This window comes from Simplicispira piscis, assembly GCF_054783455.1.
The window spans coordinates 108,303-131,374 of the sequence record NZ_BAAGQN010000006.1; the positions used below are offsets into that span (position 1 = coordinate 108,303).

The 23,072-nt window shown below is 58.3% G+C and carries 19 protein-coding genes; 4 read left to right on the top strand and 15 right to left on the bottom strand.

Annotated elements, in window-relative coordinates; translation table 11 throughout:
• Positions 1–8: 8 nt before the first annotated feature.
• Positions 9–4,742 (bottom strand): glutamate synthase-related protein, encoded by a 4,734-nt coding sequence (locus ACYVOC_RS02710; protein WP_461160794.1) that lies wholly within the window; start codon positions 4,740–4,742, stop codon positions 9–11.
• 168 nt (positions 4,743–4,910) lie between these two features.
• On the bottom strand, positions 4,911–5,621 hold the full coding sequence (locus ACYVOC_RS02715) for a transposase (protein ID WP_461160795.1): 711 nt from the start codon (positions 5,619–5,621) through the stop codon (positions 4,911–4,913).
• Between the two features lie 168 nt (positions 5,622–5,789).
• Between ACYVOC_RS02715 and ACYVOC_RS02720 the strand changes: the two genes are divergently transcribed.
• A complete protein-coding gene (locus ACYVOC_RS02720) occupies positions 5,790–6,116 on the top strand; it encodes a BON domain-containing protein (RefSeq protein ID WP_461160796.1) in 327 nt (108 codons plus the stop codon).
• Here the strand turns inward: ACYVOC_RS02720 and ACYVOC_RS02725 are convergent.
• The 10 genes from ACYVOC_RS02725 to ACYVOC_RS02770 form a co-directional block, all read right to left on the bottom strand.
• Positions 6,091–7,017 carry a class I SAM-dependent methyltransferase gene (locus ACYVOC_RS02725; RefSeq protein WP_461160797.1) on the bottom strand — a complete coding sequence of 309 codons (927 nt, stop codon included), beginning with the start codon at positions 7,015–7,017 and terminating at the stop codon, positions 6,091–6,093. The genes ACYVOC_RS02720 and ACYVOC_RS02725 overlap by 26 nt on opposite strands.
• Positions 7,014–7,640, bottom strand: coding sequence for a DUF1415 domain-containing protein (locus tag ACYVOC_RS02730; protein ID WP_461160798.1), 627 nt, complete (start codon positions 7,638–7,640; stop codon positions 7,014–7,016). The genes ACYVOC_RS02725 and ACYVOC_RS02730 overlap by 4 nt, the downstream gene beginning before the upstream one ends.
• Before the next feature lie 90 nt (positions 7,641–7,730).
• Complete coding sequence (locus tag ACYVOC_RS02735) at positions 7,731–8,906, bottom strand: deoxyguanosinetriphosphate triphosphohydrolase (protein ID WP_461160799.1); 1,176 nt, start codon at positions 8,904–8,906, stop codon at positions 7,731–7,733.
• A gap of 55 nt (positions 8,907–8,961) precedes the next feature.
• The gene (gene aroB, locus ACYVOC_RS02740) at positions 8,962–10,080 is read right to left on the bottom strand and encodes a 3-dehydroquinate synthase (RefSeq protein ID WP_461160800.1); all 1,119 of its coding nucleotides are present in this window, start codon (positions 10,078–10,080) and stop codon (positions 8,962–8,964) included.
• A gap of 192 nt (positions 10,081–10,272) precedes the next feature.
• Positions 10,273–11,733, bottom strand: a complete 1,461-nt coding sequence (locus tag ACYVOC_RS02745) for a putative Ig domain-containing protein (RefSeq protein WP_461160801.1) — start codon at positions 11,731–11,733, stop codon at positions 10,273–10,275.
• Positions 11,734–11,756: 23 nt separating this feature from the next.
• Positions 11,757–13,895, bottom strand: a complete 2,139-nt coding sequence (gene pilQ / locus ACYVOC_RS02750) for a type IV pilus secretin PilQ (RefSeq protein WP_461160802.1) — start codon at positions 13,893–13,895, stop codon at positions 11,757–11,759.
• Positions 13,892–14,437, bottom strand: coding sequence for a pilus assembly protein PilP (locus ACYVOC_RS02755; protein ID WP_461160803.1), 546 nt, complete (start codon positions 14,435–14,437; stop codon positions 13,892–13,894). Before ACYVOC_RS02755 ends, pilQ begins: the two co-directional genes overlap by 4 nt.
• Entirely contained in the window at positions 14,434–15,114 is a 681-nt protein-coding gene (locus ACYVOC_RS02760) for a type IV pilus inner membrane component PilO (RefSeq protein WP_461160804.1), read from the bottom strand. The genes ACYVOC_RS02755 and ACYVOC_RS02760 overlap by 4 nt, the downstream gene beginning before the upstream one ends.
• 3 nt (positions 15,115–15,117) lie before the next feature.
• The gene (locus ACYVOC_RS02765) at positions 15,118–15,723 is read right to left on the bottom strand and encodes a PilN domain-containing protein (protein ID WP_461160805.1); all 606 of its coding nucleotides are present in this window, start codon (positions 15,721–15,723) and stop codon (positions 15,118–15,120) included.
• Entirely contained in the window at positions 15,720–16,799 is a 1,080-nt protein-coding gene (locus ACYVOC_RS02770) for a pilus assembly protein PilM (protein ID WP_461160806.1), read from the bottom strand. The genes ACYVOC_RS02765 and ACYVOC_RS02770 overlap by 4 nt, the downstream gene beginning before the upstream one ends.
• A 267-nt stretch (positions 16,800–17,066) precedes the next feature.
• On the opposite strand from ACYVOC_RS02770, the gene ACYVOC_RS02775 reads away from it, so the two are divergent.
• Positions 17,067–19,454 (top strand): penicillin-binding protein 1A, encoded by a 2,388-nt coding sequence (locus ACYVOC_RS02775; protein WP_461160807.1) that lies wholly within the window; start codon positions 17,067–17,069, stop codon positions 19,452–19,454.
• A gap of 45 nt (positions 19,455–19,499) precedes the next feature.
• Here the strand turns inward: ACYVOC_RS02775 and cyaY are convergent, their stop codons facing one another.
• A complete protein-coding gene (gene cyaY / locus ACYVOC_RS02780) occupies positions 19,500–19,829 on the bottom strand; it encodes an iron donor protein CyaY (protein ID WP_116004780.1) in 330 nt (109 codons plus the stop codon).
• A gap of 12 nt (positions 19,830–19,841) precedes the next feature.
• Here cyaY and lptM point away from each other — a divergent pair, with 12 nt between their 5' ends.
• Both lptM and lysA read left to right on the top strand, forming a co-directional pair.
• A complete protein-coding gene (gene lptM / locus ACYVOC_RS02785; RefSeq protein WP_461160808.1) occupies positions 19,842–20,051 on the top strand; it encodes an LPS translocon maturation chaperone LptM in 210 nt (69 codons plus the stop codon).
• The gene (gene lysA, locus ACYVOC_RS02790) at positions 20,048–21,325 is read left to right on the top strand and encodes a diaminopimelate decarboxylase (protein WP_461160809.1); all 1,278 of its coding nucleotides are present in this window, start codon (positions 20,048–20,050) and stop codon (positions 21,323–21,325) included. The genes lptM and lysA overlap by 4 nt, the downstream gene beginning before the upstream one ends.
• 49 nt (positions 21,326–21,374) lie before the next feature.
• On the opposite strand, the gene ACYVOC_RS02795 is transcribed toward lysA, so the two are convergent.
• Positions 21,375–22,013: a protein-methionine-sulfoxide reductase heme-binding subunit MsrQ gene (locus tag ACYVOC_RS02795; RefSeq protein WP_116006135.1), complete on the bottom strand. Its 639-nt coding sequence runs from the start codon at positions 22,011–22,013 to the stop codon at positions 21,375–21,377.
• A gap of 47 nt (positions 22,014–22,060) precedes the next feature.
• Positions 22,061–23,056 (bottom strand): protein-methionine-sulfoxide reductase catalytic subunit MsrP, encoded by a 996-nt coding sequence (gene msrP, locus ACYVOC_RS02800; protein ID WP_461160810.1) that lies wholly within the window; start codon positions 23,054–23,056, stop codon positions 22,061–22,063.
• Positions 23,057–23,072 lie beyond the last annotated feature (16 nt).

The window sequence follows — 23,072 nt, forward strand, 5'->3', positions numbered from 1 at the left end:
GAGTGGCCTCAAGGGGCCACTTTTGCTACTTTTTCTGTAGCTTCTACCGCTGGTGTAGCGGACTCTTCAAGCACTTTTCTTTCATATATTTCAGACAGGGCGCGCTTGTATTCGGTGGGGAACACCTTGACGAACTTGCTGCGCGATGCGGCCCAGTGGTCGAGCAGTTCGCGCGCACGCTTGCTGCCGGTCCAGCGGTTGTGGTCTTCCAGCATTTTCTTGAGCTGGGCTTCGTCGGTCTGGTCGCGGTGCCAGGTGGCACGCGGCGTGGTGGCCATTTGCTCGTCACTGGGCAGGATGCGTTCGAGCGTGACCATGGACAGGTTGCAACGGGTGTCGAACTGGCCGTCCTCGTCGTACACATAGGCCACGCCGCCGCTCATGCCCGCCGCGAAGTTGCGGCCGGTCTGGCCCAGCACCACCACGGTGCCGCCGGTCATGTATTCGCAGCCATGGTCGCCCGTGCCTTCCACCACCGCAGTGGCTCCCGACAGGCGCACAGCAAAGCGCTCGCCGGCCACGCCGCTGAAGTAGGCTTCGCCGCTGGTGGCGCCGTACATGACGGTGTTGCCCACGATGGTGTTGCGCGCAGCATCGCCCCGAAAGTCGATGCTCGGGCGCACGATCACGCGGCCGCCCGACAGGCCCTTGCCCGTGTAGTCGTTGGCGTCGCCAATCAGGTACAGCGTGATGCCACGGCACAAGAAAGCGCCAAACGACTGGCCGCCCGTGCCTTCGAGCTGGATGCGGATGTTGTCGTCGGGCAAGCCCTCAGGGTGCAGGCGGGTGACTGCACCCGAGAGCATGGCGCCGACCGAGCGATTCACGTTGCGCACCACTTCGATGAACTGCACACGCTCGCCCTTTTCGATGGCGGGCTGGCTGCGCTCGATGAGCTTGCGGTCCAGCGTGTGCTCAATGTCGTGGTCTTGGACTTGAACATGGAAGCGCGGTACGTCGGCGGGCACGATGGGTTGGGCGAACAGGCGGCCGAAATCGAGGCCACGGGCCTTCCAGTGCTCCAGGCCCTTGCGCATATCGAGCAGGTCGGTGCGGCCAATCAGGTCGTCAAACTTGCGCACGCCCAGTTGCGCCATGATCTGGCGCACTTCTTCGGCCACGAAGAAGAAGTAGTTGACGACATGCTCGGGCTTGCCCGAGAACTTGGCGCGCAGCACCGGGTCTTGCGTGGCCACGCCCACGGGGCAGGTGTTGAGGTGGCATTTGCGCATCATGATGCAGCCCTCGACCACCAGCGGCGCCGTGGCAAAGCCAAACTCGTCGGCACCGAGCAGCGCACCAATCGCCACATCGCGGCCGGTTTTCATCTGCCCGTCGGCCTGCACACGGATGCGCCCGCGCAGGCGGTTGAGCACCAGGGTCTGCTGGGTTTCGGCCAGGCCGATTTCCCACGGACCGCCGGCGTGCTTGATGGACGACCAGGGCGATGCGCCCGTGCCGCCATCGTGGCCGGCGATCACCACGTGGTCGCTCTTGCACTTGGCCACGCCCGCCGCAATGGTGCCCACACCCACTTCGGACACCAGCTTGACACTGATGCTGGCGTGCGGCGCCACGTTTTTCAGGTCGTGGATGAGCTGCGCCAAGTCTTCAATGGAATAAATGTCATGGTGCGGCGGGGGCGAGATCAAGCCCACGCCAGGCACGCTGTGGCGCAGCTTGCCGATGTAGTTGGACACCTTGCCGCCGGGCAGCTGGCCGCCCTCGCCCGGCTTGGCGCCCTGGGCCATCTTGATCTGGATCTGGTCGGCGCTGCTGAGGTATTCGGCCGTGACGCCAAAACGCCCCGAGGCGACTTGCTTGATGCGGCTGCGCAGCGAGTCACCGTCCAGCAAAGGCAGGTCGACCTCGACGTTCTCGGGACCGATCACGCTCTTGAGGCTGTCGCCCTGCTTGATCGGGATGCCCTTGAGTTCATTGCGGTAGCGCGCGGCATCCTCACCGCCCTCGCCCGTGTTGCTCTTGCCGCCGATGCGGTTCATGGCCACGGCCAGGGTGGCATGGGCTTCGGTAGAAATCGAGCCCAGCGACATGGCGCCCGTGGCAAAGCGCTTGACGATGTCCTTGGCGGGTTCGACCTCGTCCAGCGGGACAGCCTTGGCGGGATCGAACTGGAACTCGAACAGGCCACGCAGGGTCATGTGGCGCTTGCTTTGGTCGTTGACCAGCTGGGCGTATTCCTTGTAGGTGCTCCAGTTGTTGGCACGCGTGGCATGTTGCAGCTTGGCGATGGTGTCGGGCGTCCACATGTGCTCCTCACCGCGTGTGCGCCAGGCGTACTCCCCGCCGGTATCGAGCATGTGGGCCAGCACCGGGTCACCGCCAAAGGCGTCCTTGTGCATGCGGATCGCTTCTTCGGCGATTTCAAACACGCCAATGCCTTCGACCCGGCTGGCGGTGCCGGTGAAGTACTTGCCGACGGTGTCGCTGCTCAGGCCGATGGCCTCGAACAGCTGGGCGCCGCAGTAGCTCATGTAAGTGCTCACGCCCATTTTGGACATGATTTTGGACAGCCCTTTGCCGACGGCTTTGACGTAGTTGGTGATGGCCTTGTCGGCGGACAGATCGCCGCCCAGGTCCTTGTGCATATCGGCCAGGGTTTCCATGGCCAGATAGGGGTGCACGGCCTCGGCGCCGTAGCCGGCGAGCACGGCAAAGTGGTGCACCTCGCGCGCAGTACCCGTTTCGACTACCAGGCCCGCCGTAGTGCGCAGCCCTTCGCGCACCAGGTGCTGGTGGATGCTGGAGAGCGCCAGCAGCGCAGGAATGGCCACCTGCGTGGCACCTACTCCGCGGTCGCTGATGATGAGAATATTGGCACCGCCACGGATTTCATCGACCGCCTGCGCGCACAGCGAGGCGAGCTTGGCCTCGACACCTTCGCGGCCCCAGGACAGCGGGTAGGTGATGTCGATGGTGGCGCTGCGGAACTTGCCCTGGGTGTGTTTTGCGATATCGCGCAGCTTGGCGATGTCGGCAAAGTTGAGCACCGGCTGGCTCACTTCCAGCCGCATGGGCGGGTTCACCTGGTTGATGTCCAGCAGGTTGGGCTTGGGGCCGATGAAGCTGTTGAGCGACATCACGATGGCCTCGCGGATCGGGTCGATCGGCGGGTTGGTCACCTGGGCAAAAAGCTGTTTGAAATAGTTGTAGAGCGGCTTGTTGCGGCCCGAGAGCACGGCCAGTGGGCTGTCGTTGCCCATGGAGCCAATGCCTTCCTCGCCATTGCGGGCCATGGGCGCCATCAGGAACTTGATGTCTTCTTGCGTATAGCCGAAGGCCTGTTGGCGGTCGAGCAGCGGCAGTTCGGCTGCCTGAGTGGTCGCCACCTGGGGACCCGCGTCAATGTTGTCGAGCTTGATGCGCAGGTTCTCGATCCACTGCTTGTAGGGCTTGGTGTTGACGATGTTGGCCTTCAACTCCTGGTCGTCGATCATGCGGCCCTGTTCCAGGTCGATGAGCAGCATCTTGCCCGGCTGCAGGCGCCATTTGCGCACGATGCGGTTTTCGGGCACGGGCAGCACGCCCGACTCGGACGCCAGGATCACCAGATCATCATCGGTGACACAGTAACGCGAGGGACGCAGGCCATTGCGGTCGAGCGTGGCGCCGATCTGGCGGCCGTCGGTGAAGACGATGGAAGCAGGCCCGTCCCAGGGCTCCAACATAGCGGCATGGTATTCATAGAAAGCGCGGCGGCGCTCGTCCATGGTGGTGTGCTGCTCCCAGGGTTCGGGAATCATCATCATCACGGCCTGGCTGATGGGGTAGCCGGCCATGGTCAGCAATTCAAGGCAGTTGTCGAAGGTGGCCGTGTCGGACTGGTCGGCAAAGCTGATCGGATAGAGCTTTTGCAGGTCGGCCGCCAGCACGGGGGACGACATGACGCCTTCGCGCGCCTTCATCCAGTTGTAGTTGCCCTTGACGGTGTTGATCTCGCCGTTATGCGCCACATAGCGGTAGGGGTGGGCCAGCGGCCACTCGGGGAAGGTGTTGGTGGAAAAGCGCTGGTGCACCAGGCCAATGGCCGACACACAGCGCTCATCCTCCAGGTCCTTGAAATACACACCCACCTGGTCGGCCAGCAGCAGGCCCTTGTAGACCACGGTGCGGCTGCTCATGCTGGGCACGTAATACTCTTTGCTGTGCTTGAGTTTGAGCGCCTGGATGGCAGCACTGGCCGTCTTGCGGATCACGTAGAGCTTGCGCTCGAGCGCGTCCTGCACGATCACGTCGCTGCCCCGGCCGATGAACACCTGGCGCAGGATGGGCTCCTTGGCGCGCACGGTGGGTGACATGGGCATGTCGCGGTTGACCGGCACATCGCGCCAGCCGAGCAGCACCTGGCCTTCGGCCTTGATGGCGCGCTCCATCTCCTGCTGGCAGGCCAGGCGGCTGGCGTGCTCCTTGGGCAAGAAGATCATGCCCACGCCGTATTCGCCAGCGGGGGGCAGTGCCACGCCCTGCGCGGCCATCTCCTCACGGTACAGGGCATCCGGGATCTGGATCAGGATGCCTGCCCCATCGCCCATGAGCTTGTCGGCGCCTACGGCGCCGCGGTGATCGATGTTTTCCAGGATCTTGAGCGCCTGCGTCACGATGTCGTGCCGCTTGACGCCCTTGATGTGCGCCACAAAGCCGAGGCCGCAGGCGTCGTGCTCGTTGGCGGTCGAATACAAACCGTGTTGCTTCAGATGCTCTATCTCGGCGGCCGTGGTCATGGCACTTTCCTCATTCATTGCGCAGGGAAGTGAAGATTAGTGCATTGCAGCATCTGCACGCAAGAAGAATAAATGGGGTCGGATTCCAATTAATCAGATCACTTATTCAAAAATACTAAATTGGGGACTTATCAAAAACAATAGCTTACAACGTTTTGTACACGGGATTTAAACCCGTTTTTCTTCATTGTTTTTTCCCGTGGGTGGCCGCCCTGGTTTTGATTTCGTCACGCGGCGGGTCGATTTTTTTTGTATCTCGCCCACAAAATCCGGCTCGCCCAATGCCCAGCCACGCAACGCTGCATCGGTCAACTGCGCTTGCTGGCCCGCGCTGATGCCGGCCTGTACGAGTTCAGCGTAGGCCGCTTCACGCGCAAACGGTGTATTGCCCAGCGCCCAGTACAGCGTATGCGACGTGACCAGGCTATCGGGGCGCAAACCCAGGTGGTGCGCATGGCTGGACCAGCGCCAATCGGTCGGCTGCAGCACCCTGCCGGCGCGCACCGGGTTCAGGTCGATGTAGACCATGCAGGCCAGGAGGTAGCGCTCTGTCTCGATCAACGTAGAGCGGTAGCGCCCTTCCCACAGGGTGCCGCTGCGGCCATGGCGTTGATTGAAGTAGCGCACATAGCTGCGGCCCACCGCCTGCATCATCAGCGGCAGCGCCTCCACGGTGGCTGGCGTAGCAAGAAGGTGGAAATGGTTGTCCATGAGCACATAGGCGTGCACCGCGACACCGAACTTTTTTGCATTCTCTGCCAGCAGCCGCAGCATGGCTTCGAAATCCTGCGCATCGACAAAAATCACCTGGCGGTTGTTGCCGCGCTGGATGATGTGGTGGGGGTAGCCAGGGAGGGTCAGGCGAGGAAGGCGGGCCATAAACGAAATCACTCAGCAGGGTGGGTAGAAGACAAGGACGACCAAGGACGGCGCAACAGCATGGAGTGGGCCTGAAAGCAGCGCTATTTCAGAGTCTGACCCCAATTTTATTCTGCGAAGCGCTTCAAAGTGTGTGATCCAATCCATGTAACTCTGAGAGGCAGCACCATGAACGCACGACGAACCACCAGTTTGGCTATCTTTCTTTCCGTTGCGAGTTTGGCGGCTTGTACCAGCAACGGGAATTACGCTTATACAAACCATCAGCGCAACCGCATCGCTGCCATGGATGCAGACACCGCAGCGCGCGTGCGGCACATGATCCTGGCCGATAAGCAAATCGCTTTACGCCAGACGGTGACTGTGAACGTAAAAGAGGGCGAAGCCGAATTGCTGGGCGAAGCGCACAACACCCAAGAGCGAGCGCGAGCCCAGGCGATTGCCCAGCGCACACCGGGTGTGCGCAAAGTCAAGAACCTGATGACGCTCCGGTAGGCAGATCACCTGCGGGAACCTCCAGCAGCGGCTCCAGTCCGAAGCGCGCTCCCATCGCCTGTTCCAGTCCGAACTCTCGCAAGATGGACCGCAAGCGCTCGGCAGCACTGCGTTTTTTCTGCCCGTTGTATTTTGCGATGATGAGTTCGTTCTTCATGCTGTGCTCCCAGCCCACCAGTTCTGTCACCGTGACCTGGTAGCCGCTGGCCTCCAGGTACAGGCAGCGCAGCACATTGGTGATCTGGCTCCCCAGCTCCCGGGTGTGCAATGGATGGCGCCACAATTCAGCCAACGGCGTACGGCCCAATTGCAAGGCCTTGTCCTTGCGCAAAAATGAGGCCACTTCGGCCTGGCAACACGGCACGATGACCATGGCGCGAGCCTGCTTTTGCAGGCCAAAGGCAATGGCGTCGTCGGTCGCTGTGTCACAGGCGTGGAGCGCGGTCACGATGTCGATGCGATCGGGCAACTCGGTCGCGTCGGTCGATTCGGCCACCGACAGATTCAGAAAAGACATGCGACCAAAACCCAGCCGGTCGGCCAAGGCGCGGGATTTTTCCACCAGATCGGCGCGGGTTTCGATGCCGTAGATGTGGCCGCGCCCCAGCGCCTTGAAGTACAGGTCGTACAGAATGAAGCCCAGGTAAGACTTGCCGGCCCCATGGTCGGCAAGCAGGGGGGCATGGCCCTGGGCGCTGAACTCTTCCAGCAACGGTTCGATGAACTGGAAAAGGTGCGAGACCTGCTTGAGCTTGCGGCGTGAATCCTGGTTCAGGCGGCCATCGCGCGTGAGGATATGCAGCTCTTTGAGCAGTTCCACCGACTGGCCAGGGCGCAGTTCTGGGATCTCCACGGCAGCGACTGAGACGGGAGCACGGTCTTTTCCACGCAGCGGCTTCATGTATTGCCTTTCTGTGGCGATTCGGCGTGTGCCACGGGGCAGCGCGCCCCTACATCCAGCGCCTGCCAGCCCTCTGCGCCCATTTCCTCCAGCACCTTCATGTTGCGCTCGTAGATGGTTTCGGCCTCTGGAAACGCCGCCACAGCCCGGTCGATGCTGTCTTCGCGCAGCAGGTGCAAGGTGGGGTAAGGTGCTCGATTGGTGCAGTTGGTCACGTCGTCCACGGTTGTGCCTCCAAACTGGAACGCGGGATGGAACGATGCAATCTGCAAGATGCCCTCCAGGTCCAGTGCGTTCAGCAGTTGGTCGGCCAACTCCAGAAAATCGTTGAAGTCGAGAAAATCAGGAAAGCAGGCTGGCGCCATGAGTAGCGTGGTGTCGCGCTCTTCGGGTGAAATCTCGGCAAGGGCCTTCAGTTCATCGCCAAGCTCTTGTAGCAACTGCGCCCCCTCCGTGGCGCTACTAACAACATAATGGATCTGCCCTTTGCCATGCACACCCTTGGCAAAGGGACACAGGTTCAGGCCGATCACAGCGCGCTCCAACCAGCGCACGGTGTCCTGCCACACGATCGCCGCATCGGGCAAAGGAGACTCTGAAAATATGTGGGGCGATGCAGTCATGGCGTTGCGGGGACAGGAAAGGTCAGCGAGCGTTGGGGCACGATAGCAGACTCTGCCGATGGCTCCAGGCGGTACGCCGCGCAGGCGTGCTCAATCGAGCAAACGTTGTCCTGTCAAGCGCTCGTGCTCCCGGACCGCATAGCGGTCGGTCATGCCGGCGATAAAGTCGGCCACCACCCGCGCTCGGACAGAAGGCTCTGCTGCACCGTTAGCCCACTCAGCAAAAGACGGTTTCATCTCCGGCGGAGAAGCCATATAGGTCGTAAAGAGATCACGAACAATCTGGCTGGCGTTGCCCATGGTCTGAACCACCTGTTCATGGCGGTAAAGACGGCTGAGCAGAAAGCTTTTGAGTTCTTGCGACAGCACCCGCATGCCGTCGCCAAAACCCACGATCGTAGGCATGGTGCGCACCGCCTCAACACTGGAGGGCGCGGACTGCGCCAATGCGGCTTGTGTGGTGTTGATCACATCGTAGACCTGGGCACTGAGCATGCGCCGGATGGCGTCGTAGAGCAAGCGCCGTTGGCCCGAGGGTGTATCTAACCCAGGGTATTCAGACAAGGCCTCGGCGCGGTATCGGTCAAACAAGGGGACGTCACGCAGTTGCTCCATCGTCAACAAACCGGAGCGCACACCATCATCGATGTCATGGGCGTTGTAGGCAATTTCGTCTGCCAGGTTGCACAGCTGCGCTTCAAGGCTGGGCTGCTGGCGTACCAGGAACCGCTGCCCCACTCCGCCGGGCTCTGCCGTCTCCAGCGCCTGGGCATTCGCGCGCGAGCAATGCTTGAGAATGCCCTCTCGCGTTTCAAAGCTGAGATTGAGCCCATCAAACTGTGGATAGCGCCGCTCCAGCAAATCGACAACACGCAGACTCTGCAGGTTGTGCTCAAACCCCCCGTAGTCGGCCATGCAGGCATTGAGCGCATCCTGCCCGGCATGCCCAAACGGCGTATGCCCCAGGTCGTGTGCCAGCGAGATGGCCTCCACCAGATCTTCATTGATGCCCAACGATCGCGCTATGGACCGCCCAAGCTGCGCCACCTCCAGCGAATGTGTTAACCGCGTACGGAACAGATCCCCTTCATGGTTCAGGAAGACCTGCGTCTTGTAAACCAAGCGGCGGAAAGCCGTCGAGTGCACAATACGGTCCCGGTCGCGTTGGTATTCGGTGCGCGTGGGAGCAGGCACTTCAGCGTAGCGCCGTCCCCGCGTACGGGCTGGATCGCACGCATAAACTTGCAATGAAGAAAATGTAGTCAAATTGGCACCTGACGCTTATTCTATAAGCGCTACCAGCTATCAATTTGATTGTGCATCAAAGACAGCAGGCATCGATGACTTCGCGCACCAGCGCATCGGGCGCTGCGCGTACTACGGCGCGCCCTGGGCCTTCGATCAACACAAAACGAATTTCCCCGGCTTCGGCCTTTTTATCGACGCGCATCAATTCCAGGTAACGCCCCGCATTGTCGGCGGCATCCAGGACCGGGCCGCGCAGCGGCAGACCAGCCCGTTGCACCAATGCGCGCAACCGCTGCACGTAGGCGGCATCCACCAAACCCAGCCGATGGGACAGCTCAATAGCCATCACCATACCGGCCCCAACACCCTCACCATGCAGCCATGCTCCGTATCCCATGCCGGCTTCAATGGCATGGCCAAAAGTGTGGCCAAAATTCAAAATCGCCCGTAGACCCGCCTCCCGCTCATCCTGCCCCACGACCCAGGCCTTGATCTCGCAGCTGCGGCGCACCGCATGCGCAAGCGCATCACGGTCACGGGCCAGCAAGGCATCCATGGACGATTCGAGCCACTCCATGAGAGCCATGTCGGCAATCGGCCCATATTTGATGACTTCAGCCAACCCAGCGGACAGTTCGCGCTGCGGCAACGTGTCGAGGGTGGAGAGATCGCAAACCACCAGCAGAGGTTGGTAGAAAGCACCGATCATATTCTTGCCCAGCGGGTGGTTAATGGCCGTCTTCCCTCCCACAGAGGAATCCACCTGCGCCAGCAAAGTTGTAGGTACCTGGACAAAGGGCACGCCGCGCATGTAGCACGCTGCAGCAAATCCAGTCATGTCACCCACAACACCTCCGCCCAGCGCAAAGAGCACTGTTTTGCGATCGCAACCGTTCTCCAGCAGTGCGTCAAATATCAAGTTCAGGGTTTGCCAGGTTTTGTGTTCTTCACCGTCGGGGAGTTGGACGACATGGACGACGGGGTAACACTGTTTGAGAGACTGTACGAGCGCAGCACCATGCAATGGCCACACGGTCGTGTTGGTGACGACCAGTGCACACGGTGCGCGGGGTAGCGCCGAATGCTGGTACAGCGTTGAAAGGCAAGACGCAGCGATCTGGATTTCATAGCTGCGATCCCCCAGATCGATTTCCAGCTTGTGCGTCCCTCGGTCTGAGAGGGATTCAGGCATTTCGTATTTATTCTCGGTTTCTTGCATCGATGGTTGATAAATATGGGTGCGGGTCACAAAACAACGGTACCAAAAAAAAGCCCCTTGGATGCATCCAAGGGGCTTTTTCTCAAGACTCAGGACAGACAGGAATTGTATTTCTCAATACCCTGTGCTGCCCGGACAGAGTGCCTATGATCTGTGAAGACCAAATCAACCGACAACGATGGTGACTTGGCGCCTCACGACCAGACTGCCCCGTGTGGCGGTAACGATGAAAGTGAAGGTGCCCTTAGCGGTCGGCGTGCCTGAGATAGTACCGTCGGCAGCCAGTGCCAGTCCGGGAGGCAAGTTCCCCGTGACCGTCCATACTACCGGAATCGCTGGGTCGCCAATCGAGAACGAGAGGGTGTGTGAATATTGTTCGCCCACCTTTCCTCCAGGCAACGCGCAGGGCTTGCTGACGTCGCTATCGCAGCCGTCAATAGCAAGATCACCTTCTACCTTGATCTTCACGTTCTTGGTCAACGGGACATCGGTGTAATCGGTCACAGTCACGACCACGTTGTAGGTACCCTTCGATGCTGTGGGTGTACCGGAAATCACGCCGTCAGCGCTCAAATTGAGGCCCGTTGGCAACCCGCTGCTAGTCCACATGTAGGGTGGCACGCCGCCCTGTGCGGTCAATGCATACGAGAACGCCATGCCATTGGTGACCGTTATTTCTGTGTCCGTAATCGCCAGCGGAACCGTTCTGATGGCCTTGTGCACACCGATGGCCATGAGTTGCATCACGGGATCCTGGATACCGTTGCTTACGTCGTTGTCGAAACGATCCGAAGTCAGTTCCAGCAGAATGACGCCTGCGCTTGGCCCGCTGGAGATCGCGAACAGTCCCTCGCCCCCAATGGTCTTGACCTGAATCGTGCTTCCCGACTGGCCTCCCTGCAACAGGCGCGATCCCGCAGATGCGCCGAATGGGCGAATGCTGACCTGCAGATTGGCAGCAACTGGATCAGGAGCCGGTTGATTCGCATCATCCATCACCTTTGCACTGATGGCGACGCTTTTAGGCAGGTTAAATGTATTGGTACTCGTACCCAGATAGCCAGGAGCCTGGGCTGTTCCAGTCACGCTGGCTGGCTTGCCGGTTGCCGCACCCACCACAATATCGACACTCGCGCTGGAAACCAGCTTATCTGCTGGGTTAGTGACCGTGCAGACAATGCGGGCAGTCCCTGCCTTATCCCCTGCATGGAAATGGAACGAATTTCCGCCCGAGTTGGAATCCAGCACGATGTTGCGATAAGCGCCTGGGACTTTAATTTTTCCGCCCATTCCATCGTCGACTTCAACCATGTGCTCATCTTTACCATCAAGATAATACAAAGCACCAGACTCCAGGCCACCAGCGACATTGCAGCCAAAAATTTCCTTCCCTCCGGGAATTGGAGCACTGCCTTCACGTGCCTCGACGTAGAGCGTGGTCGTGAAGGGCGAATACGCTCCAATACCAGCTCTTTCATTCGCAATATTCAGAGGCAATTGAGTTTTGGCTGCCTTCACTGAAATCGAATAAGGCAAACTACTATCCCCTGGGCTACCGCCACCGCCCCCGCAGGCCGTCAGCACGGCAACCGATGCCGTCGCTATAAATTTGAAAATCTTTTGCATTTTCTGTCCTCTTCTATATCAATTTATCGAGAAGCTGATTTATCCGTGATCACCTTGGGGGTGATAAAGATCAGCATTTCTTGCTTGTTTGCCTGTTTTGTGCGTGTTTTAAAGAGATTTCCTACGCCTGGAATATCGCCCAAGAAAGGAACTTTCGCTTCAGTTTCATCTTCGAACAATTCAAAAATTCCACCAATCACAACGGTACCACCATTTTCAACCAATACCTGCGTCTTAATTCTTTTCGTATTGATTGCACGAACGTTATTCAAAACCTCACCTGGACTGTCTTTATTCACATCCAGATCCAAGATGATATTTCCCTCTGGGGTAATCTGAGGCAAAACTTCCAGTTTCAAAACGGCCTTCTTGAATGCGATGATCGTGCCACCATTGGGTGCAGTGACAGGGTATGGAAACTCAGTACCTTGCTCAATAGATGCCTTGGTCTGATCGGCAGTGACAACCCGGGGGCTGGACACAATCTTGCCTTTGCCATCTGCCTCCATGGCAGAAATTTCCAGATTCAGGAAGCGGTTCGCAGCCGAGTTGAAGATCGAAATAGCAAAACTCGTCGGATCGTATCCACCTTGGGCTTGTGCAGGCAGGTTGACAAAATTACCCAAGGTATTCACCGCCCCACCTGCGCTGGTCGACGCGACAGCATTGCTGTAACTCGTGCCGACTGCCACTCGGTTTCCTCCACCGAGGTTGTATCCGCCATCACCACCACGGTTGGCCCGCAAATCAGTTGCGCCTAACCGAACCCCGAGGGACCGGCCGAAGGTATCAGACGCCTCCACGATGCGCGCCTCAATCATGACCTGCCGAACCGCCACATCCAGTTTGGCGAGTAGTTGGCGCACCTCTTCAAGCTTGGTTGCAGTGTCGGTCACAAACAGTTGATTGGTACGCGGCTCGGCGATGGCACTGCCTCGTTCGGACAAGAATCGGTTAGAGGTGCCACCACTGGTCGCTCCACCTGCACTGGTAGTTAGCTGAACAACCATATCTACCGCTTTGGCATAGTTCATCTGGAACGCCTGCGTACGCAAAGGCTCCAATTTCTGAATAGCAGCCGCCGCTTCGAAATCCTTCTTTGTACGATCGTCAATCTCGTCCTTGGGCGCAATCCAGAGCACATTGCCCGTCTTACGCATCCCCAGCCCCTTGGCTTCCATGATGATTTGCAGTGCCTGATCCCACGGCACATCCTGCAGACGCAGCGTCATGGCACCCGTCACGGTATCGGAGGTGACGATATTGATATTGGTAAAGTCTGCAAAAACAGCCAGAAGAGAGCGAAGCTCGATACTCTGAAAATTTAATGAAAGTTTTTCATTGCTATAGCCAGGCCCTTGGCTCAACTTGTTGAGATCCACTTTCTTCTGACGGACTTCGATCACAAATTGGTTATCGCTCTGGTACGCACTGTGCTCCCAGTCACCAACAGGCTCAATGACCATGCGGACATGGTCGCCTTGTTCAGTGGTCGTCACCATCTGCACTGGAGTCCCGAAATCAGCAACATCCAGGCGGCGGCGCAAACCTTCTGGTAGCGAAGAACGGGTGAAATCAACCGTCAATCCTTTGCCTACCTGTCGCAAATCGACCCCCACCTGGCTGCTGGCCAAGCCTATGACAATTCGGCCAGAACCATCTGGACCACGGCGAAAATCGACATCCTTGATAGGAAGGATATCGTTGGTACCAGCTTCCGCAAAGACAGTGGACGGTTTAGGCTGACTGGCACCCGACGCAGACGACGCAACCGGGTCCAGCTGAATCAGCAGCGCTTTGCCCTGGAGTTCGGCCCGATAAGAAGTCGCCTGCTTGAGGTTGAGCACGACACGCGACCGCCCTCCTGCCTGCACCACATTGACCGACTTCAAATTACCCTGATTGACTTCCACCATGGAACGGCCCATGGCGTTACTGGCACCGGGAAAATCGAGCGCGATCCGTGCTGGCGACTGCGTGGTGAAACCGGTGGGAACGGCACCTAACGGTTCGGACATCTCAATCCGGACGACTTCGGCACCCGCCTGCATGCTGCCTGTAACAGATTCGATAGCCCCCTCAGCCCAGGCGAATGACGCCAGACATGTGGCAACGGCCACAACTGCTGCACGATTGATAATTTTCATGGTCTTTTGCTTCATTTCTTCGCCTCCTCCTGCAGTTCCAGCGATGTGGCGCGCTCTATCCAGTCACCCGTAGCGTCCTGCACAATTTCGCGAATCTGGATGGCCGTTTCCGTAATGGCAGTGATCCGCCCATAGTTCTGTCCAAGATAGTTGCCCACCTGCACTTGGTACAAAAGATTGTCCACCTTCAACAAAGCCGTCGGCTTGCTCGTCTTGTTCAAACTGCCCACCATGGCCATGACATCGAGCGGAAAGGCTTCCAGCGGTTCTTTTCGGCGTGCCATTTCAGGCGCGATCAGCGCTGCATTCGATGCCACCTGCGAAGATTCGCGCCGCAAAGCCTGGGTCAATTTAAGCGAATTGAACGGCTCCATTCCCGCATCGGCGGTATAGGGCTGCGGATTGAATTGCTTGGGTTCTGCGATCGGCGTGACGCGCGGCCTCGCCTGCGCCCGTTCGTCGGACATCCATTGGCGAAGCTCATCTTCACCTGATGAACCACAACCCAATAACGAACTCACACACAGCGCGATGAATGCAATCGGCAGGAATTTCATTTTTTCGCTCCTGCTTTTCCATCTCGTTGTGCCTGCACTTCTTCCGGATCAAGATAGCGGAAAGTGCGCGCTGTCGCATCCATGGTCAGGTTTCCACTTACTTTGTCTTTCGCCGGCACGCCAATGGAGATGTCATTCAACGTCACAATGCGCGACAAATTGGCAATATCGGCTGCAAATGCCCCCATATCGTGGTATTTGCCAGTGACTCGCACGGCAATCGGCAACTCAGCGTAATACTCCCGCACCACGATCTGCCCGGGCCGAAACAGCTCAAACTGTAAGCTGCGCCCCAGACCAGCCTGGTTGATATCAGACAGCAGTGCTGCCATTTCAGCTTTGCTGGGCAGTTGTTTTTCCAGTTGGATCACATACTGCTGCACCTGCTCACGCTGCTTCTTCAAGAGATCAAGACTGACTGCTTTCTGCAGCTTCTTCTGGTAGTCCTGCCGCAATGTCTGTTCAGTCGCGCGCTCACTTTCCAGTTCCATCTCATAGTCTGTGAGTTTGACAAACCATAATGCAACTGCTACGCCTACCGCCAAGAAAATGCACAGCAAATAGCGCGGCAAAGGTGGCCAGAGCGAAGGGTCTTTGGTGTCCAGATTTTTGAACTGGCGCGCCAATTGCTCCTGCAACTGCGCCATATCGATATTTGAAGCTTGTTTCTTTGCCATCGCTTATTTCCCCGCCACACTCGCGGCTTCCATGGCCTTTTGCGCCTCACTGGAACGCATTAACTGAAAGCGCAGATTAAAGGCGGATACGCGGCGCTGGTCGCGCGGCGTCAATGCCACATTGGCGGCCACGATTTCCACGAGCTCTGGCTTGGAAAGCCAAGGCGTATTGTTGGAAAGATTGCGCAGCATCTCAGAGACACGCTCGTTTGACTGCGCCATCCCTTGCAACGCCACCGACTGGTTCGTCTGCTTGAGTGCAGTGATATACACGCCATCGGGCAGTTGCTGAACCAACTCGCTGAGCAAGTGCACAGGCAGGTTGCGATCAGATTGCAGATCTTCTACCGCCTTTTGGCGAGCACGAAGCGCGGCAATTTCTTCTTCAATGGTCGCGATTTCCTTAATCTGGCCTTCCAGAAGCTTGATTTCACTTTGAAGAAACTGGTTTTTACCTTGTTGTTCCTCGATTTGCATCTGGAACCACCAATAAATGGCCCCGGCAATCATGAGACCGATCAAGGCCGATGCCAGCATCGTCGCTTGGAAATTTTCCCGACGGCGCTTGCGTGCAGCCTCCCGATGGGGGAGCAGGTTGATAAGAATCACTGCAGGAACCTCCGCATCGCAAGTCCGCATGAGGTGAGGTAGGAAGGCGCCTCACGTACCATTTTTTTCATGCGGACTGAACTTCCAATTTCCATGCCATCAAAGGGATTGACGACGCTGCACGGGAACCCCGTGTGTTGCGTAACCGCATCAGTCAGCCCTGGCAAGGGAGCCGATCCACCGGCAAGCATGATGTGATCTACCCGGTTGTGGGGAGTACTTGTGAAGAAAAACTGCAATGCACGGCCAATTTCCTGGGACAGGCTCTCCACAAAGGGGCGCAACACTGCTGACGAGTAATCGTCAGGCAAATCTCCACTGCGTTTTTTGCTTTCTGCCTCTTCCGCTGAAAAACCGTACTGCCGCACGATGAGCTGGGACAACTGCGCACCACCAAAAGCCTGGTCTCGGTCGTACAGGACTTCGTCGTTGCGAATGACCTGCATGCTGGTCGTCAGCGCCCCGACTTCGAACAAGGCCACCATCGTGTCCACACCCTTGTTGGGGAAGGCCTCCATCAGTCGGCTCGCCGCCAGACGTGACGCATGGGATTCAATATCGATGATTGCAGCTTTGAGCCCAGCCGCTTCAGCCAAGCCCTGTCGATCCTGCACTTTTTCGCGGCGTGATGCAGCGATCAGGACCTCAACGTCTCCAGGCGCGTTCTTGCTGGGGCCAATCACACAGAAATCCAGACTGACCTCATCCAGGGAAAAGGGGATGTACTGGTTGGCTTCGGATTCCACCTGCACCTCCAACTCTTGGTCGGACATGCCTGCGGGCAATGTGATTTTTTTGGTAATCACGGCAGAAGGCGGCAAGGCCAGCGCCACATTTTTCGTGCGTGTGCCGCTTTTCTTCACCACCCTGCGCAGGGCTTCGGCGACTTCATCGAACTTCTCGATGTTGCCATCCGTAATCCAACCACGCTCCAGTGGCTCGATGGCGCACCGCTCCAGGACCAGGCCACCCGCCTTGTCACGCCCTAACTCCACCAGCTTGACGCTGGAGGAGCTGATGTCGATGCCCAGCAGTGGCGCGGACTGGCGACTGAACAGAGATCCCGCAGAGATCAAGATGGCCCCCTAAAAATTGTCAATCAGACACAACATAACTTAACATTTCACATGAATGCTATCAGTAAGATACTTCTCCAGCAAAGAGTTTTCCGGCCGTTGCACATTTGAACCGTTGTCAAAAGCAGACGTTTGACGCCACACTACAACCCCTCGGGGCCCATCAGCACGCCCAGTGCACACCCATTTGGGGACTGCTTTTTGTCATCCCCCGAAAAATGCCACAGCGCATTTTTATAATGGCCTGTCATTTCAATCCGGAGCGATATGCCGCCCCCCGCCACGACAAAATCCGCAAACACTGCGACTCCTTCAACATCCTCAAAGCGACCGGTATGGCTCCGATGGATGATCCGCTTGACGCTCTGGATGCTGGGCCTGGCAGCCGCTGGCGCACTGTCCCTTGCCTTTGTGATTGCCGTGGCGCTGGCCATGGCCTACCCTAATCTACCCGACATCTCCGACCTGGCAGACTACCGGCCGAAGCTCCCTTTGAGGGTCTACTCCGCAGAAGGCGCCTTGCTGGGTGAGTTTGGTGAAGAGCGGCGCAACCTGACGCCCATCGGCGAAATCCCCAAGGTGATGAAGGACGCCGTTCTTGCCATTGAAGACACGCGCTTCTTTCAGCATGGCGGCGTAGATTACAAAGGCATGCTGCGCGCAGGCTTGGCCAATCTGGGAAAGATGAAAAGCCAGGGCGCATCCACCATCACCATGCAGGTGGCGCGCAACGTGTATCTTTCTTCGGAAAAAACATTTACTCGAAAAATTTACGAAATATTACTAACTTTTAAATTAGAGCATTTCCTGACCAAGGATCAGATTCTTGAGATTTATATGAATCAGATTTTTCTGGGAAATCGGGCCTACGGCTTTGCGGCTGCATCAGAAACCTATTTTGGCAAGCCACTCAAAGCTGTAACAATTGCAGAAGCAGCCATGCTGGCCGGGTTGCCCAAAGCCCCATCAGCCTACAACCCCATCAGTAATCCGAAGCGGGCCCGGGCACGACAGCTCCACATCATCGACCGCATGGAGGAAAACCGCTTCATCACCCCTGAAGAGGCATCCGCCGCGCGCACCGAGCACGTCAAGATCCGCACGGGCTCGGACAGCACCCGTGTCCATGCCGAGTTTGTGGCTGAAATGGCGCGCCAGCTGATTTTTGCGCAATATGGTAATGAGGCCTACACGCGCGGCCTCAACGTCTATACCACCCTGAACGCGGGTGAACAGGAGGTCGCCTATCGTGCCTTGCGCCAAGGCATCATGAACTACGAGCGCCGACAGCACTATCGCGGCCCCGAAAAATTCGTCACACTTCCCAACACCCCGCAGGAGCTGGAAGAAACCATTGACGATATTCTGGCCGACCATCCAGACAACGGCGACGTCCTGTCGGCCATGGTGCTGGAAGCTGGAGCACGCAAAATTGTTGCCATGCGCCCCAACGGCGACACCATCGAAATCACGGGGGAGGGCCTCAAACCCGTGCAATCCGGGTTGAGCGACAAAGCACCACCCAACATCAAGATACGCCGTGGCGCTGTCATTCGGGTGGTCAAAACTCCCAAGGACACCTGGGAAGCCACACAATTACCCGAAGTCGAAGGCGCTTTTGTCGCCATCGATCCCCGCACAGGCGCACTCAAGGCGTTGGTGGGCGGCTTTGATTTTGACAAAAACAAATTCAACCATGTCACCCAGGCATGGCGCCAACCTGGCTCAAGCTTCAAGCCTTTTATCTATTCGGCTGCGCTGGAAAAGGGCTTTACGCCGGCCACCGTCATCAACGACGGCCCTCTCTTTTTTGATGCCGGGGTCACTGGCGGAAAGCCTTGGGAGCCCAAGAACTATGACGGCAAGTTTGAAGGTCCCATGACCATGCGGTCTGCGCTGGCCCGGTCGAAAAACATGGTCTCGATCCGCGTGCTCCAGGCCGTGGGGGCCCGCAATGCCCAAGAATGGATCACAAAATTTGGCTTTGATGCCGAAAAGCATCCCGCCTATCTCACGATGGCACTGGGAGCGGGCTCGGTCACCCCGATGCAGCTTGTCGTGGGTTACTCGGTTTTTGCCAATGGCGGATATCGCGTCAATCCCTGGCTGATCTCACGCGTCACCGATCACAAAGGCAGGGTTCTCTCGGAGATCGAGCCACCTGCGACGCAAGACCAAGTTCGCGCGATTGAACCGCGCAATGCTTTCATCATGGACAGCCTGCTACAGGAAGTGGCCCGCTCCGGTACTGCGGCCCGCGCACAGGCCACGCTCAAGCGGCCCGATTTGTATGGCAAAACCGGCACGACCAACGATTCCTGGGATGCCTGGTTTGCAGGGTTCCAGCCCACGATTGCCGCCGTCACCTGGATTGGTTACGACACACCCCGCAACCTGGGCAGCCGTGAAACCGGCGGCGGACTCAGTCTACCGGTATGGATCAGCTTCATGGAAAAAGCGCTCAAGGGCGTTCCTGTGATGGAGCCCACAGTGCCAGCTGGCGTCGTTAACGTCGGTGGAGAGTGGTTTTATGAGGAATATGCGCGCAACGCGGGCGTGTCCAGCCTAGGAATGGAAAGCGCCAGCGCGGCACCGCGACCCGAGGGCCCTGCTCCGGAGGAGCGCAGTCGCATCCTCGACCTGTTTCGCAATTGAATCCAATATCAGGAGAACGTAGTGCGCCTGAATGCGCCTGGCGCATTACCCTCTGAAGTCCAGTTGCAACCCTGATTGCGCCGCAGCATCGCTGCGCAGCTGGGCAAAGAACTCATTGCCTCCCTTGGTGTCCCGCCATGCGCTGCCGTCAAAACGGTAGTGGTAGCCCCCGGACTGCGCGGCCATCCAGACTTCGTGCAAGGGCCTTTGCAGATTGATGATGATTTGGCTGCGGTTGCTGAACATCAGAGTGATCATGCCGCCAGAGCGCTGGTTGTCGATATCGGCGTCCGTCTCATCGTTGATCCGGTCGCAGCATTGCTCTACCGCCTGCAATAAAAGCTCGGCACAGTCCATGAATTCAAGGTCGGTCATTACAATTTCAATATGTTGAGAGCGATACAAATTCTAGTCAGTGCCTTAATCCTTGCTGCCAGCGTGGCAAGCCTGAGTGCCTGTGGTCAGCGTGGTCCGCTGTTTCTGCCGACCGACGCAGCAGCACGCCAGCGCGCCACCCTGCCGCAAACACTGGTACCCAGCTCTGCCGACCCCGCTGCACCACACCCTTCCACCCCTGCTTCGACTGCCACACCATGACTTCCAAGGCCCTGCCCGGCGCTCCCCATATTGCCTACCGTGACAACGCACTGTGCGTCGAGGGGCTGCGCGCCAGCGAGCTTGCTGCGCAGTACGGCACACCGCTGTTCATCTATTCAACCGCTTCGATGCGTGATGCACTATCGGCCTACCAGCGCGGCTTTGCCGGGCGCAAGCTGCATATTTGCTATGCGATGAAGGCCAATTCTTCGTTGGCGTTGCTGCAGTTTTTTGCTCGCCAGGGCTGCGGATTCGACATCGTCTCGGGCGGTGAACTGGAACGGGTCATCGCTGCAGGCGGAGACCCCGGCAAGGTGATTTTCTCTGGCGTGGGCAAAACGCGGCACGAGATGCGGCAGGCCCTGCAGGCCGGTATTCTGTGCTTCAACGTGGAGAGCGAAGCCGAGCTGGAAGTGCTGAGCGAAGTGGCTGTGGCGGCGGGCACGACGGCACCGGTCAGCATCCGCGTGAATCCGAATATCGATCCCAAAACGCACCCCTATATTTCCACCGGCCTCAAGGGCAACAAATTTGGCGTGGCCCATGAACGCACCCTCGCTACGTACCAGCGCGCGGCGGCCCTGCCGGGCCTGCGCGTGGTGGGCATTGATTTCCATATCGGCTCGCAGATCACAGAAGTCACACCTTACCTCGATGCCACCGAGCGCATGCTCGATCTGGTGGAGCAGATCGAGGCAGCAGGCATTCCCATCCACCACATTGATTTTGGCGGCGGACTGGGGATCAACTACAACGGCGACACACCTCCTGCTGCCGATGCGCTGTGGCAGCAGTTGTTCTCCCGAATCGACGCGCGCGGCTTTGGTGACCGCCAGTTCATGATCGAACCCGGTCGCTCGCTGGTCGGCAATGCAGGTATATGCGTCACCGAAGTGCTGTATCTCAAACCTGGCGAAGAAAAGAACTTCTGCATCGTTGATGCCGCCATGAACGATCTACCCCGCCCGGCCATGTACCAGGCTTTCCACGCCATCGTACCGGTACAAGCTTCCAGCGATGCCGAGCAGATCTACGACGTAGTGGGGCCGGTCTGCGAGAGCGGCGACTGGATCGGCCGCGACCGCAGCCTGGCCGTGCAGGCGGGTGACCGGCTGGCTGTGCTGTCGGCAGGGGCGTACTGCATGTCCATGTCCAGCAACTACAACACCCGGGGGCGTGCGGCCGAGGTGCTGGTGGACGGCGACCAGGCCCAACTGATCCGGCAGCGTGAGACCGCGGCCGACACCTTCCACAATGAAATACTACTAAAATAAGGCTCTAACGCTTTACCATCAAGCGTTAACAGCTATATTTTAAATAGCATCAATCCGCTGCAACGGCTCCGCCAATGCGCGTGGATTTTTCGCGCTGGCATACGCGGCGCCAGAGCCGCCAGCCCAGCAGAACAGCCAGAATGGCGCCGTACAACCAGACCTCGGCAAAGTTGTTCTTGCCGGCCCGCATCCAGTAGAAATGCAGAATCGCCAGCCCCGCCACGGCGTACACCGCGCGGTGCAGCGCCCGCCAACGGGCGCCGCCGAGCCATCGGATAGCACGGTTGAACGAGGTTGCCGCTAGCAGCGTCAACAACACCCCCGCCAACATGCCGACGAGGATGAAGGGACGCTTGATGACATCGCGCACAATCTCGGCACCGTCCAGACCCATGTCAAACCAGGCATACGCCAACAGGTGCATTGCCGCGTAAAAAAAGACAAATAGACCCAGCATGCGGCGAAAACGCGCCAGCGCAGGCGTTGCGGTCATCACCCGCAAAGGCGTTACCGCCAGCACTAGGCACAGCATGCGTAACGTCCAATCGCCCAGCGCGCGAATCAAGGCCTCGGCCGGGTTGGCACCCAGCGCGTCCGTGGCGGCGGCAAAGACCAGCCAGGCCAGGGGCAGCAGCGCCAGCCCAAAGACCAGGGGTTTGGCAGCGGGGTGCATCAACAATTTTTTCATGGAAATAGCGGCACGCAGCAGCACCGTCTGCTCAGAACGGTAGGTCGTCAATAGAACTTTTTGAGGTCCATGCCGGCATACAGCTGCCCCACTTGTGCCTCGTATCCATTGAACATCAGAGTCTTGCGCCTGCGGGCGAAAAGACCATCTTCGCCAATACGGCGCTCAGTGGCTTGGCTCCAGCGCGGGTGGTCCACCTGGGGATTCACGTTGGAATAAAACCCGTACTCCTGGATGGCGGCCTTGTTCCAGGCAGTGGGAGGCTCTTTGTCGGTGAAGCGAATCTTGACAATGCTCTTGGCGCTCTTGAAGCCATATTTCCACGGCACCACAATGCGCACCGGCGCACCATTTTGTTTCGGTAGCACCTCGCCGTACATGCCAAAAGTCAGCAGGGTCAACGGGTGCATGGCTTCGTCCAGCCGCAGGCCCTCGGTATAAGGCCAGTCCAGCACGCGCGAACCCACACCGGGCATGGTGGCCTTGTCGGCCAGCGTCAGAAACTCCACATATTTGGCACTTCCCAGGGGCTCGACACGCCGAATCAGGTCGGCCAGCGAATAACCTACCCAAGGAATCACCATTGACCAACCTTCCACGCAGCGCATGCGGTAGATGCGCTCTTCCATGGCACTGAGCTTGAGCAAGTCTTCGAGACCGTAGCGACCGGGTTTCTTCACCAGCCCTTCGATCTCTATCGTCCAGGGCGTCGTTTTCAGCGTATGGGCGTTGCGGGCCGGGTCGGCCTTGTCGGTCCCGAACTCGTAGAAATTGTTGTAGCTGCTAGCGTCCTGGTAGCTGGTGGGTTTTTCCATCGTGACTGCACCCGCCACGGCCGATTTGATGCCGGGCAATGCGGTCAACTTGCCTGGTGCCTGCACCTGGGCCAGTGCCTCGCGACCCGCCCAGGCGGCCAACGTGGCACCTGCCAAGCCCGCAGCACATTGGCGCAGCAGTTGGCGGCGCTCTTCGTACACCCCACGGGGGGTAATTTCAGAAGCGACAGGGTGCTGGAACCCCGTATCGCGGGAAAAATGGGCCATCGAATTGCTCCAGTGG

Coding starts and splice junctions, on each gene's coding strand:
- pilQ (WP_461160802.1), bottom strand. CDS start 13,895: ATGAAGCAAAAGACCATGAAAATTATCAATCGTGCAGCAGTTGTGGCC.
- ACYVOC_RS02710 (WP_461160794.1), bottom strand. CDS start 4,742: ATGACCACGGCCGCCGAGATAGAGCATCTGAAGCAACACGGTTTGTAT.
- ACYVOC_RS02730 (WP_461160798.1), bottom strand. CDS start 7,640: ATGACTGCATCGCCCCACATATTTTCAGAGTCTCCTTTGCCCGATGCG.
- ACYVOC_RS02775 (WP_461160807.1), top strand. CDS start 17,067: ATGCCGCCCCCCGCCACGACAAAATCCGCAAACACTGCGACTCCTTCA.
- ACYVOC_RS02720 (WP_461160796.1), top strand. CDS start 5,790: ATGAACGCACGACGAACCACCAGTTTGGCTATCTTTCTTTCCGTTGCG.
- msrP (WP_461160810.1), bottom strand. CDS start 23,056: ATGGCCCATTTTTCCCGCGATACGGGGTTCCAGCACCCTGTCGCTTCT.
- aroB (WP_461160800.1), bottom strand. CDS start 10,080: ATGCCTGAATCCCTCTCAGACCGAGGGACGCACAAGCTGGAAATCGAT.
- cyaY (WP_116004780.1), bottom strand. CDS start 19,829: ATGACCGACCTTGAATTCATGGACTGTGCCGAGCTTTTATTGCAGGCG.
- ACYVOC_RS02725 (WP_461160797.1), bottom strand. CDS start 7,017: ATGAAGCCGCTGCGTGGAAAAGACCGTGCTCCCGTCTCAGTCGCTGCC.
- ACYVOC_RS02755 (WP_461160803.1), bottom strand. CDS start 14,437: ATGAAATTCCTGCCGATTGCATTCATCGCGCTGTGTGTGAGTTCGTTA.
- ACYVOC_RS02760 (WP_461160804.1), bottom strand. CDS start 15,114: ATGGCAAAGAAACAAGCTTCAAATATCGATATGGCGCAGTTGCAGGAG.
- ACYVOC_RS02715 (WP_461160795.1), bottom strand. CDS start 5,621: ATGGCCCGCCTTCCTCGCCTGACCCTCCCTGGCTACCCCCACCACATC.
- lptM (WP_461160808.1), top strand. CDS start 19,842: ATGTTGAGAGCGATACAAATTCTAGTCAGTGCCTTAATCCTTGCTGCC.
- ACYVOC_RS02795 (WP_116006135.1), bottom strand. CDS start 22,013: ATGAAAAAATTGTTGATGCACCCCGCTGCCAAACCCCTGGTCTTTGGG.
- lysA (WP_461160809.1), top strand. CDS start 20,048: ATGACTTCCAAGGCCCTGCCCGGCGCTCCCCATATTGCCTACCGTGAC.
- ACYVOC_RS02745 (WP_461160801.1), bottom strand. CDS start 11,733: ATGCAAAAGATTTTCAAATTTATAGCGACGGCATCGGTTGCCGTGCTG.